Source organism: Bacteroides sp. 2_2_4 (genome assembly GCF_000157055.1).
In the GTDB taxonomy this organism is placed as follows: Bacteria; Bacteroidota; Bacteroidia; order Bacteroidales; family Bacteroidaceae; genus Bacteroides; species Bacteroides ovatus.
The window spans coordinates 114,086-127,812 of sequence record NZ_EQ973359.1; the positions used below are offsets into that span (position 1 = coordinate 114,086).

A 13,727-nucleotide genomic window follows, 5' to 3' on the forward strand; every position below is an offset into this window, starting at 1 on the left:
ATCGCTTAATGATTTCTGAATAAAATATGATACTGTGGATTATAACCAGCGCACAAACTTCTTAATATACCAATTCTTCACGATCTGCGTCAAAATGCAATAAGAGAGCAAAATCCCAACCAGCCAGGGGAAATAGCTCAAAGGAAGAGCTGTCAATCCGATGGAACGCCCGAAAGCGGTGAAAGGAATAAGAATACCTATTGCCATGATTAAGAAGGTCAGTCCCATCACAGGCCATGTGGCACGGCTTTGTATGAACGGTATCTTGCGGGTACGTATCATGTGGACAATCAATGTCTGTGATAACAAACCTTCCACAAACCATCCGGTTTGAAACAGTGTCTGGTGTTCGGGGCTGTTGCAGCTAAATACGTACCACATGACCAGATACGTGATAATATCAAAGATAGAACTGATGGGACCTACATAAATCATAAAACGACTTAGATCGGACGCATCCCATTTACGGGGTTTCTTCAGGAACTCCGGGTCCATACGGTCAAAAGGAATGGTGGTCTGCGATATGTCATACAACAGGTTCTGGATCAATAGATGTATCGGCATCATGGGCAGAAACGGCAGGAATGCACTGGCAAACATCACACTGAACATATTCCCAAAATTGGAACTGGCAGTCATCTTTATGTACTTATTGATATTGCCGAATGTCTTTCTTCCTTCGAGCACTCCGTCTTCCAATACCATCAAATCTTTTTCCAACAAGATAATATCTGCGCTTTCTTTGGCTATATCCACAGCAGAATCGACTGATATACCAATGTCCGACTGACGTAATGCACCTGCATCATTGATTCCATCTCCCAAGAACCCTACCGTATTGCCTTGCTCCTGCAACAGAGAGATGATTTGCGTCTTTTGTAATGGAGTCAGTTTTGAGAATAAAGTGGTATCCTTTACCGCTTCTTTCAATGCTGTTTCGTCCATATTCTCTATTTCTATCCCGGTAAGAAAATGACTGGTATCAATTCCTACCTGTCGGGCAATCGCTTTCACTACGACATCATTATCTCCCGATAGAATTTTCACTGCTACTCCATGCGCATATAACTGTTCGATGGCTTCGGCAGCAGAAGGTTTCGGAGGATCAAGAAAAGCAAGATACCCAATCAGTACCATTTCTTTTTCATCTTCAATGGCAAAATTACAATCTTTCTCGATAAAACTTTTCTGGGAAACTGCCAATACTCTCATTCCCTGCTGATTCATTTCTTCACTAATCATCTTTGCCTTGATTTTCAAGGCATCAGTCAAAGGATGAATCTGCCCGCTGAACTCGGCATAGGAACAGACGTCGAGAACCTCTTCTACCGCTCCTTTGGTGATGATTTGCCGTTTCCCCTGCCTGTCTTCTATTACAACAGACATTCTTCTGCGTGTAAAGTCGAAAGGTATTTCATCCACTTTGGTGTAGTCATCCTTTAAATGTTCCAGGCTCAAATCTCTTACATGAGAAAGAATCGCTTTATCCATCAGGTTCCTTAAACCGGTTTGGAAATAACTGTTAAAGTAAGCATGACGAAGAATACGTTTACTGTTGTCGTCACTGCCATCTGCATTGATATATTTCTCCAATACGATTTTATCACAGGTCAATGTACCGGTTTTGTCAGTGCAGAGTATGTCCATCGCTCCAAAATTCTGAATGGCATTGAGATTCTTTACGATTGTTTTCTTTTTAGACATGGCTATCGCTCCTTTAGAAAGGTTGGCAGTCACAATCATCGGTAACATTTCCGGAGTAAGACCAACCGCAACGGATATGGCGAAAATGAAAGCTTCAAACCAATCCCCTTTCGTAAAGCCATTTACGAAAAACACAAATGGAACCATAACCAGCATGAAACGAATCAATAAGAAGCTAACCTTACTAATGCCTTTGTCAAAAGCTGTAGTGGCACGATGTCCGATCAGGCTCTTTGCGATTGTACCCAAATAGGTTTTGTTCCCTGTCTCAAAAACAATCCCTTTTGCTGCGCCACTAATCACATTGGAACCCATATAGCAAATATTGTCCAATTCAATGACACTTCCTTTTCGGAACTGTTGTCCCCGTACCTCCGGAAACTTTTCTATCGGTTCAGACTCTCCTGTCAATGAAGCCTGACTAATAAACAAATCTTTCGAATCGATGATCCGAATATCAGCAGGAACCATATCCCCGGCTGCCAAATACACGATATCTCCCGGAACGAGTTCCGTAATTTCGATCTCTTCTTCATGCTCTCCCGCACGTTTGGCAAGACATGTGTTTTTTACCATTTTCATTAAAGAATCCGTAGCCTCACTTGCTCGCCATTCCTGCCAAAAACGCAGGATAGCACTGAACAGCACCATGGATGAGATGATGATGACTCCCGTCCATTCCTGCTCGCCGGGATCGGCCATCAATACATCCAAAAATAAGGATATAATGGCGAGCCCGGTCAGAACGCCAATGAAAGGATTGATAAACGTTTTGATAAATAGGATAAACGGATTTTTTTTCTGTTCATGTACCACTTCGTTTCTTCCATAAACGGATTGTCGCTCCTGCACTTCTCCCAACGTTAATCCAAGCTTTGTTGTCTGTAAGTATGAATAGATTGACTTACCGGGTTGTGTGGCAACCAAAAATACTTTCTCTGAATTGAATATGTACTGTGATGAACGCAGTTTTTTCTTCCATACCATACTCTCTAATTTTTTTAAGTTACTAACTGCATTTGTTAATTCGATGCAAAAGTAAGGAAGACTTCACCGGGAAGCTGTTAGAGAATGATTAGAGTGGTATTAGAAAGCTATTAGAATTTCTTAAATATGCGGAAGTTTCACCACAAAAGTAGTGCCCTCATCCTTATGGGAAGATACGGTCAGTTCGCCTTTGTGAAGGTGGATAATCTTCTGTGTCAAGGCCATGCCTATACCATTTCCAGGAGCAATATGTTTGTTCTCTCCACGATAAAACAGTTTAAACAGGTTTTCTTTATCCGTATCAGACATACCTACACCGTTATCAGACAAACGAATGATTGCCCATTGCTCCCAATAGGCGATCAGGACTGATGAAGCCCGGTTGGAAGAGTACTTGCAGTTATTTTCTATCAGATTCACAAAAGCGGTGGTCAGTAAATAGCTGTTTCCGATTATTGTCAGCACATTATCTTCTTCGGCTTCCTGCTCAAATACTAATTCGATGTGATAATCCGGATGAGCTTTTAGTACCAGCTCTCTGGCGTCCAGCAACAGTTCGTCCAGACGGACTTCTTCCATAGTTATCTGTTCCGACTGATAGTCAGCTTTTGCCAGATTCAATAATCCGTCGATCAGATTAACAATCCGATGTGAATCTTGCAGTGCATTGCCGATAGCCATCTGATATTGTTCGGAGCTCCGTTCTTTTAATAAAGCTAAATCCAATTCGGCTGTAAGAGCTGCCATGGGGGTACGCAATTCATGAGATACATTACTGACGAACATCTTTTGTGAATTGAAAGACTTTTCCAGGCGTTCCAACAATGCATTGAATGTCGTACTCAATTCTCCCAGTTCATCCTGTTCATTTTTTACGGGTAATCTTTTATCAATATGCGATGCTGTGATTTTCTCCGCTTCTTTCACTATATTACGTATCGGTTTTAAAGTGCTTCGAGAAAGGATATACCCCACAACCACCAATACGCTCAATCCACCGATAAATAGGAGAATAAGCATATTTCTTAGCGCATCCCGGTTGGCGTATCCGTAACCGTCGTAGGCTGCGGCGGTAACCACATAGTCTTTGCCCTCAAACGGATACACCAGTCCTATAGCCTGATATTCGTCCACATAGAAATTGATATTCTTTCGCTTCAGGATACGTTTTATCATCTCCGGCGTTTCTTTAACAATATCGTTTTGCAGAGCATCGTGATATAATATTTTAAAATCTGTTGTATAGACAGCAACCTCTACTTCATTAATAAACTTCTGATTATTCAGGTAAATAGACTGCATGGTTTTGGCATCTACTTGATCCTTAAGGAATAAATGTGCTTTGGTTATAGCTTCACTTTGAAGATTACGAAAGAAAGCATTGCTACGTGAATGTTCACTTACATAGTAGACAGCCATCACAAATACGAAGAATACCGCAGCTGTAAGCCCTGCATATTGTAGAGTCAACGTTGTTCTGATCTTCATATTTTATCAGTCAGTATGAAACCCATTCCGGCTTTGGTATGAATAAGTTTCGGTTCAAAATCCCGGTCTATCTTTTTGCGAAGATAGTTGATATATACATCTATGAAATTTGTTCCTGTATCAAAATGGGTGTTCCATACTTTCTCTGCTATTTCAACCCTGCTCAATACTCTTTCGGCATTTTCTACCATATATAACAACAGGTTGTATTCTTTAGGAGAAAGTTTAATGGATATACCATTCCGTTCTACATCTTTTCGTTGAAGATCAATACGCAAATCTGCATAGACAAGTTCCTGCGGTAATTCCTGAGCATTACCCGCCACACGTTTCAACAGCACTTTGATTCTGGCATTTAACTCTCTGAAATCAAAAGGTTTCACCATGTAATCGTCTGCACCGGCATCGAAACCGTCCAGTTTATCATTCGTTGATCCTAATGCCGTCAACATCAATATAGGGATATTGGGATTGGTTTTGCGAATTTCTTTCGCTAGTTCAAATCCGTCCATCTTAGGCAGAACGATGTCGGATATAACCAGATCGAATGTATGCGTCTGAAAAAGCCGTAAGCCCATCAGTCCGTCATAAGCCACCATTGTCTGATAGCCATTTTCCTCCAGTCCGTTCATCAGCAAACTTGCAACCCGGGGTTCATCTTCTATAATTAGTATTGTGTACATAGGAAAGAATTCATTAATCTGAATGTATAAAACGAAACAAAAATAATGATTATTCCCCACTTATAGCCTTTTTCCTTGAAAAATCGGTGAGAAGGCCAAATAAAAAAGGTATCCAACGCAATGTGGATACCTTTATATGATTCATTTACATAAATCGGAAAATGACTCGTCCGGTTTGTGGACCATTTACCCATTTCGGTTGTGAAGAGGGACCACACAAATCGGTGGAGTTTACTTTATTACGTACCGGAGGAATCACGTTCAGGACAGAGATTCCGCTTTCGGGAAGAGTATAAAGCAAACGGTCGCGGCCATCACGAGGCTGATATACTCCGATATATGCGTCGGGAGTTTCGTTTGTCAGGCTGATAGTGCCTTCTTTCGTTTGGATATTCATCCAGGAAACATCACCAAAGTATCCTTTGAATTCGGGATATGTGAAAGTCTCACCCGGGATAGGATCGTTATAGTCGTTTTCCCATACATCGTATTGTGTTCCGTGAATACGGTTTTGCCATACACGGTAAGGTCCGGCACCCAGCCAGCGTTTGCTGATTACCTGATCTTCAGGATAGTCGAAACGAATACCCATCAAGTCTACGACACCGGAGAAATTATAGGTGTAATCCAAAGCCAGTTCTCCACTCGGGTTAATTGTCCATTGGGCTTTATCCAGATTGCCTAGTTTATAATTGGCGGTAACAACCAGATTACCTCCGTCTTCTTTCACATCCAGTTTCGTAAATACGGCAGCATCAGGGAATTCGCTGTATGTGCGGTCTTTTTCTTTTGCTTTCTCATCATCATGGTTATAGAACTGATCCAATGAGCGGTCTGCACGACGGGCTCCAATGAAACGGGGACCATTGGCGAAGTTAATCTTACGGTTATCTACAGATACTCCTTTCAGTTGTCCGTCTTTCTTTGAGAAGATGAACGCACGCTTATTCGCTTTCACAGTAAGCTCATTTTCTGTCTCTGTATAAGCAGGACGACTGGACAAGGGAGAAAGCTGTTCAGTCTGCTGATTCAGTTTGTTGACCGGGAAAGTCCAGCGCCAAAGTTCATGGCCGTATGGGTCGATTGCTGTCAGAAAGAGGGCGTCTGCATTGGGGAGGATATTTGTTTTTATATCCAAAATGCCTGCCGAGTGAGCAACCACGTCACTGCCTTGCACTTCACCCTCTTTCAACACTTGAATAGCAGCATTGGACGCATCTGTTGCCAGCGGGAATTTTACTTGCTTCCAAAGGAAATGGCAAGTATTCAGATTCAGATAATCATAACGGTTTTCTATGGAGAATTTGCCATCAAATTGCTTGTCGATAGAAGTATTCATGATTTGTACCGGACTCCATAACTGTTTGATAGTGTAGTAGCTACCCTCCTTTTCGTGATGTGGTCCTACAATACCGTCTGCTCCAAAGTTTCCCTGGTTATCGATGAATCCATCCATATCCACACGCTTCACACCTTCGTCTGCCAATACCCAAAGGAAGCCACCGATACAACGGGGATGCTTGCGCATCATTTCCCAATAATCGTATAATCCGGCACCATGGCCGCCATCGTATAAACCATGCAAGAATTCCGTAGGCATAAAGATTTCCGGTAAGCGCATGTAGTTCTGGCTTTCTCCGTAAGAGCGGTAATGCATGGTTTCAAAACCGGAGAAATTACCTTGCGGGTGAATAACCGGACGTTTCTGCGGATCGTATTTATGAAACTCTCCATCCAGTTCGGTATTCCATCCCTTTTCATTACCATTACTCCACCAAATAATAGACGGATGATTCACGTCACGTTCTATCATGCCTTCAATCAGACGTACTCCGGTGGGGGTATCATACTTGCCATGCCAGCCTCCCAACTCATCCATCACATAAAGTCCGAGAGAATCACAGGCTTCCAAAAATTCCGGGTCAGCCGGATAGTGGCTCAAACGGACAGAATTCATGTTCATGCCTTTCATCAAAAGAACATCTTCGATATTCTTCTTTTTACTCAACGTACGGCCACTTTCAGGACGGAAACTATGGCGATTGACACCACGTACATTGATACGTACTCCGTTTATATAAAGTCCGTCGCTTTCGCGTACTTCAATTGTGCGGAAACCAAAATTTTCTGTTTCACTATGCAAAACCTTACCGGTCTTATCCAATAGAGAGAATTGCGCTTTATAAAGATTCGGAGTTTCCGCTGTCCATAATGCGGGATTAGATACATTCAGTTGCAGGGAAGTCCAGTCGCCTCCTGCTTTTACGGGTACGGTGGTTTCCGTTATCTTTTTCCCTTTTTTATCTAAAATCTGTGTACGGATGCTCATTCCGTCATTAGAGATATTTGTGTAGCAGTTGGCACGGAAAGTTCCATCCATCTTTGCGTCAATGGCAATGTGCCGCAGGTTTACGGCTGGTTTCACCTCCAGGAACACCGGACGGAAGATACCGCCAAAATTCCAATAATCAGCACGACGTTCGGCAAGGTTCACACTGGCATTTTCACTCTCTTTGGCAACAGTGACTTCCAGTAAATTCTTTTTGCCATATTTCAGGAAATCCGTGACGTTGTATGAAAAACGATAGAAGGCTCCCTGATGTTTGGAACCCACTTTGCGTCCGTTCACTTTTACTTCCGTGTCTGTCATTGAAGCTTCGAATACAAGATTGACCTGTTTGCCGCGAAACTTTTCTGGAACTTCAAATTCGTACTTATACATACCTTTTTCATCGGCAACACCTTCAGGAAATGGCTTTCCATAGAAAGTGATCCCATACTGATAAGTGCCGAAGCCTTGCAATTCCCAGCAGGAAGGTACGCCGATTTTCGTCCATTTGCCGGAATTGCGTCCGTTGGTACAAAAGAAGTCCCATTCAACCATATCGTCGCATCCGTGACCGGAGAGATATTGCCTTTCCGTTTGTGGAAGGTTTTGAGCAGCCAGGGTAGTTGCCAACGCCAAGGTCGATAATAAAGTGGTTACTTTTTTCATTGTTACTTTTATAATTGTGTTAGTTATTTATTTCATTGTTTACTACTGATGCGGAGATGCAAAGTATGTTCTTTTTTCTCTATGGCATATTTCTTCAATACACCCGGTCCGCAACTACTATTTCCTAATCCAAGTACGGCAGCATCCATACTAAGAATGACTTCCGCACGTGGTTTTAAATCGCAATCGTGAGTTTCTTCATAGATGTCTTGTACGGTGTAATGCAGGGCAGATGCAGAAAATGCGTTTTCTACCGCGTCAACACGAATACCTTTATTCTGCTTGTCGGTCAGGGTAAGATAATGCACTTCCTCTTTGTTTCCACTGTCCTGCGGACGTGGATAATGAACGTATTGTTCTGCAACGCTTCCTTTCCAAAGCCCCATCATAGCAGATGTTTTGCGGTCAGGATAGTTATCCTGTGGCCCTCTGCCATACCAGGTAAATGTATCATAAGCAGGTGCCAAGCAGAATGCGATTCCTAAACGGGGAATTTCAGGAAGAACTCCTTGTGGCAAGAAAGTTGTTTTCAGATCAATCGTTCCATCTGAAAAGACTGTATAGACAGAAGTCGTCACCACTTTTCCTTCTTTATATAAATTACTTGTTTGAATCCGGACAATGACCGCCCCGTCTGCACGTTCTTCATGGCGGAAAGATTCCAGATTTATCTGCGGATGATCCATTCCATGCAATTTCCAGTCTTTAGCCAACCAGTTTCCGAAGCTCTTGTCATTATCTGTCGGAGCACGGAAAACTTGAGTGACAGGCTGAACCGGAAAATCATCGGGGTGAGCCAACATTTCTTTGTCCTTATATATAAGGGAAGTCATACTTCCGTTCACTTTCTTTTCCCACTGAACAGAAAAACTGCGTCCGCTAATCAATAAAGAATTATCGTCCTCTTTCACCTGAAGCGCTCCTTTATTTATCAGATCGGCAGAGGCTAAATCTCCTTTCTGCAAGCAGAATTGTTCCCAGGCCACTTCATGTCCTGCCTTTGCCCAAAGAGCATCCGATTTCAAAAGAATGCTTACTTTCAGCTGGTAATCGGAAAGAGGTTTCAATGATCGGAAAGCCGGCAAACCGATTGTGCCACTTTCCCCTGGAGCTATTTCCGGCAATGTTATTTCTCCCCGTTCTTTCTCCTTACCATCCACTGATAATGTCCACAGACAACGATAAAGTGATAAATCAATATGATGATTCCGGTTGGTTACTCTCAACTCTCCATTCTCAACTTTCAACTCAACTGGTGCATATACCTTTTTTACCTCCCAATATTTAGGCGTAGTTTCACGGTCACTCATCAGTAATCCATTAAAGCAGAAAGCTTTTAAATTCGGCTTATCGCCAAAGTCACCGCCGTAAGCAACCATGGTACGGCCATCGGGTAATGTCTTGTAGATTCCCTGATCTACCCAATCCCATATAAAACCACCCAGCATACGGGGATTGCTATATATCTCATCCCAATATTCCTTGAAATTTCCTAATGCATTCCCCATGGAATGTGCATATTCACTCGTCATTACCGGACGGTCGTCATTGGTACGCTCCGCAATCTCCAGCAACCGCTCCCAACGTGCATTTTCAGCGCGTTCCTTGTCTTCTCCCTCTGCAATGCCGGGATTTAAGTATTCCTGTTTCACCCGGGTATAAAAGCGGCTGATAACATCGACCGTCTTCGGGTCAGGATTTCCGTCCACTCCCTGTGCCCCCTCATAGTGTACAGGACGAGTGGGATCGAAATCATGCAGCCATGCCGAAATAGCAGCGAAGTTCGGTCCGTAACCGCTTTCGTTTCCCATGCTCCACATTACAATACATGGATAATTCTTATCACGTTCCGCCATACGGACCGCACGGTCCATAAATGCTGCATGCCAGTCGGGGGTACTTGCGAGTGTTCCACGCAATCCGTGTTCTTCTATATCCGCTTCGTCCATCACGTACAATCCCAAGCTGTCGCATAGCTCGTACCAACGGCTGACATTGGGGTAATGGCTGGTGCGTACGGCATTTATATTCGCCTGTTTCATTAACAGAATATCCTGAAGCATCCGTTCTTCGCTCATGACACGTGCCGTCCGTGGATCATGTTCGTGGCGGTTCACTCCACGAAAACGAACCGGATTACCATTCACTAACAGTTGTCCTTTTTTGATTTCTACAGAGCGGAAACCTACGGCCTGTTCTATCTGTTCTACGACTTTCCCTTCTTCATTTTGGAGAGTTAAGTGTAGTTTATAAAGATAGGGTGTTTCTGCCGTCCATCTTTCCGGTGATTTTATAATAGCTGACAAACGTCCCATCTTACGCGGGCCACGCTGCGGATACCATTCATTCATCCGGCTTGCTTTATGCTCCAAATCAAGAATATCTTCCACATCGCCTTTCAATGTGGCAACTTCTTTGCCGGAAGCATCCTTTAATACTCCCTGTAAAACATACCCTTTTCCGGTCATCCCTCGATATACACTGAATTGCGGATCAATCTGCAAAATAAAGTCTTTATAATCACCCACAGATGCGGGAAGAGTGCGTATCGCATAATCACGGACATGAATATCCGGCGTATGTATCAGATGAATACTACGATGAATACCACCAAAACGCCAGAAATCCTGATCTTCTAGATAAGAACCGTCACTATATCGGTAGACTTCCAGTGAAATCTGATTTTCTCCGGATTTCAGATACTTCGTGGCATTAAATTCACTCGGTTCCATACTACCCTGGCTATACCCTACCCGCTCACCGTTGATCCAAACATAAAAGGCGCTCATTACGCCCTCAAACCGTAGAAAAGTCTGTCCATTCACTTCCCATCCGGTCGGCAATACAAAAGTGCGGCGATATTGCCCTACCGGGTTTCTTTCTTTATACGTGGTATAGTCAGTTTTCGGTTCTCCCATCACCCGTGGAGGATCTATTTTGAATGGATAACCTGCTGAAACATAAATAGGTATACCATATCCGTTCACTTCCCAATTGGCGGGAACAGGAAAATTCGTCCAATCTTTATCATCAAAATTTATCTGATAGAAGTTCACGACTCTTTCATTGGGAACGGGAGTCCAACGGAATTTCCAGGTTCCGTCTAAAGAGATTGAGCCGTCTCCTTTCTGTACAGAGAAAGGGGTAAAAGCAGCTCTTGCCGGTTCACGGTTGATCTGGAGAACATGATGATTCTCCCAATCATGCATTGTTTGTGCCTGTGTAGGACTTACAAACAATGCGCCAAGCAGTAAAGTATATATTTTCATTCGTTCTTTTTTCTTCATATCAAGTAGACGAACGAAAGGGCATTTTGTACCCCTTTCTTTTACAGAAATATTAAAGAACAATAAAAGGAGTAACACTCTATAAAGAAAAGCTTTACCTTGTGGCGTATAATTACTTCTAATATTATGATGATGAAAAAACTACTATTTAGCAGCCTCTTTTTATTTGGCAGTCTCGTTTCACAAGCACAGCACGAGTATACGATTGAAGGTAAAGTGGAAGGTGTAAAGGATGGAACTCTTGTTTCTCTTTTTCTACTTGACGGAAATGTAGGAAGTACAGTAGCCATGGATACCATACAAAACGGTACTTTCTTCTTCAAACGAAATGCCGGAGAAGATGGTTTAGACAAATTATCTCTAATGTGTACCCGTAATGATGATTTTCCTTCCATGTCGCTGGAGATTTATGCGACTCCTAATGCAAGAATCAAAGTAACCGGAACGAATACCTTGATACATACGTGGACAGTAGACAGCCCTGTAAAGGAACAAATAGAATATAATAGGTTTATTGAAGATTCACACGATTTATGGGATGAGTATCAACGTTTGTCTATCAAAGCAAGAAGTCTGCGTTCTGCCCCGGAAGCCGAACGGAAGGCTCTACGTGCGAAAGAAGACAGTATTTCAGCTTTAATCAGCAAACGTGAAATGAAACTGATGCAGGAACTTCCTGTATCAAACATTTGGATGGACAGGCTATATAAATTGAGCATGTCGGTGAAGTACAATCCAAATTTCTCTTATAAAGATGAAACACTGGCTTTGTATAATAGAATGAATGAAGCACAAAAAACTTCTATAACAGGACAGGAAATTGCAGTTAATCTTTTCCCGCCTACAGTTGTGAAAGAGGGAGATAAAATGGCAGATACCGAACTTTTCGATTTGGATGGAAAGATTCATCATCTGACTGATTTCAATGGAAAATATATATTGCTTGATTTCTGGAGTAGCGGTTGCGGTCCTTGCATTATGGCTTTACCAGAGATGAAAGAGATTCAAGAACAATATAAAGAGCGTCTTACTATCATTAGTCTAAGCTCCGATACGAAAAGCAGGTGAAAGGCAGCTTCGGCAAAACATGAAATGACCTGGCAGAATTTAAGTGACTTAAAACAAACAGCCGGATTATACGCTAAATATGGAGTTCGAGGTATTCCCAACTATGTCCTTATCTCTCCCGAAGGCAAAATCATGAAAATGTGGTCGGGTTATGGCAAAGGTAGTTTGAAACTAAAAATGCGCAGGTATCTGGATGCTGTCAAACATGAAATGAGTATTACATGGCAAGGAAATACAAAAGTCGTTAACTATCCGGTGTCGGAATCAACCAATACCGATATTCTTGAAGTCAAGCAAGTGGTACTGACAGACACCGCTACCATCGTACATTTCAACGCTTATTATATTCCCAAATACTGGATACGAGTCAGCCCGAATTGTAGATTGGTAGATGAGAAAGGTGAAACGTATACCTTAAAGAAAGCAGATGGGATTAAACCCGGTGAGCACTTTTATTTGCCTGAAAGCGGCGAAGCAGAATTTTCACTCACATTCGAACCGTTGTCTTCTTCTGTGCAATCATTCAATTTCACTGAAGGAACAGAAAAAAATGACTGGCAAATAAACGGAGTGAGGCTTAATAAATGAGTATCGAATCTTAAAAAAGGAATATCGTATTAACATTCAATGTGTTGCAAATTAAAATAGCTGTATAAACAGGTACAAAAGGTTTGTTGAAATAATGTTTTCTTCAGTAAAATGGCTTTCTTTGTTATGAATTTAATTATTATCTTGTACATTGAACGAAAAATAACAAAATATGGAAGCGAACGGACAAACACTCTACAATGATGATTTGCTGAATATCCTACCTGACGGAGTTATCATATTGGATATAAATAGAGAAGTCATACAACTGAATCAGCAAGCTTTTACGGAACTTCATGTACATTCGTCAATCAATGCGATGATGCCTCTTCCGACCAACAAGATATTCAAGCTGTTAAATAAGAAAGAAGATATACTCTCGACCATTTTGGAAGAAATCCGTCAGGGCAAAAAAGTATACTCGCTGCCTGAACATACATTTATGCAGGAACAAGTTGACTATACACAATTCCCGATAAGAGGAGAATTTGCTACAATGGAAAATGAAGAGGGCGAAAAAAACATCTTGTTCTTTTTCCGTAATATTACTGTGGAACTGACACAAGAATATATATTAAATACAGCCTTGCAAAGAACTAAGATATATCCCTGGTATTATGACATAAGCCGTAGTGAATTTACTCTTGACGATCGTTATTTTGAACATTTAGGTATTCCAGCCGGAGAGAATAATACTTTGACAATGGAGGAATATGTGAATATGATTCATCCGGACGATCGGCAAACTATGGCTGACGCCTTTGTTGTACAACTTAGTGGTAATACAACTTTTGACAAAACAGTTCCATTCCGTTTGCGCCGGGGGGATGGTACTTGGGAATGGTTTGAAGGGCAGTCAACTTATATTGCAAACATATCCGGTCATCCCTATCGGTTAGTGGGAATCTGCTTGAGTATTCAGGAATA

The 13,727-nt window shown here is 42.1% G+C and carries 6 protein-coding genes and 1 pseudogene; 2 read left to right on the forward strand and 5 right to left on the reverse strand.

What is annotated here, in order from left to right; all coding sequences use genetic code 11:
* Positions 1 to 39: 39 nt before the first annotated feature.
* The 5 genes from mgtA to BSCG_RS16585 form a co-directional block, all read right to left on the reverse strand.
* A complete protein-coding gene (mgtA, locus tag BSCG_RS16605) occupies positions 40 to 2,691 on the reverse strand; it encodes a magnesium-translocating P-type ATPase (protein ID WP_008775718.1) in 2,652 nt (883 codons plus the stop codon).
* A 120-nt stretch (positions 2,692 to 2,811) separates the two neighbouring features.
* Positions 2,812 to 4,179 carry a sensor histidine kinase gene (locus tag BSCG_RS16600; protein WP_008775719.1) on the reverse strand — a complete coding sequence of 456 codons (1,368 nt, stop codon included), beginning with the start codon at positions 4,177 to 4,179 and terminating at the stop codon, positions 2,812 to 2,814.
* On the reverse strand, positions 4,176 to 4,862 hold the full coding sequence (locus tag BSCG_RS16595) for a response regulator transcription factor (RefSeq protein ID WP_008775720.1): 687 nt from the start codon (positions 4,860 to 4,862) through the stop codon (positions 4,176 to 4,178). Before BSCG_RS16595 ends, BSCG_RS16600 begins: the two co-directional genes overlap by 4 nt.
* A gap of 145 nt (positions 4,863 to 5,007) precedes the next feature.
* Positions 5,008 to 7,857 (reverse strand): glycoside hydrolase family 2 TIM barrel-domain containing protein, encoded by a 2,850-nt coding sequence (locus BSCG_RS16590; RefSeq protein ID WP_008775721.1) that lies wholly within the window; start codon positions 7,855 to 7,857, stop codon positions 5,008 to 5,010.
* A 32-nt stretch (positions 7,858 to 7,889) separates the two neighbouring features.
* Complete coding sequence (locus BSCG_RS16585) at positions 7,890 to 11,144, reverse strand: glycoside hydrolase family 2 TIM barrel-domain containing protein (protein ID WP_008775722.1); 3,255 nt, start codon at positions 11,142 to 11,144, stop codon at positions 7,890 to 7,892.
* 126 nt (positions 11,145 to 11,270) lie between these two features.
* Here BSCG_RS16585 and BSCG_RS16580 point away from each other — a divergent pair.
* Both BSCG_RS16580 and BSCG_RS16575 read left to right on the forward strand, forming a co-directional pair.
* Positions 11,271 to 12,800, forward strand: a pseudogene (locus tag BSCG_RS16580) (redoxin domain-containing protein).
* 172 nt (positions 12,801 to 12,972) lie between these two features.
* Positions 12,973 to 13,727: PAS domain-containing protein (locus BSCG_RS16575; RefSeq protein ID WP_008775724.1), on the forward strand; the 755-nt coding region annotated here is incomplete at its 3' end.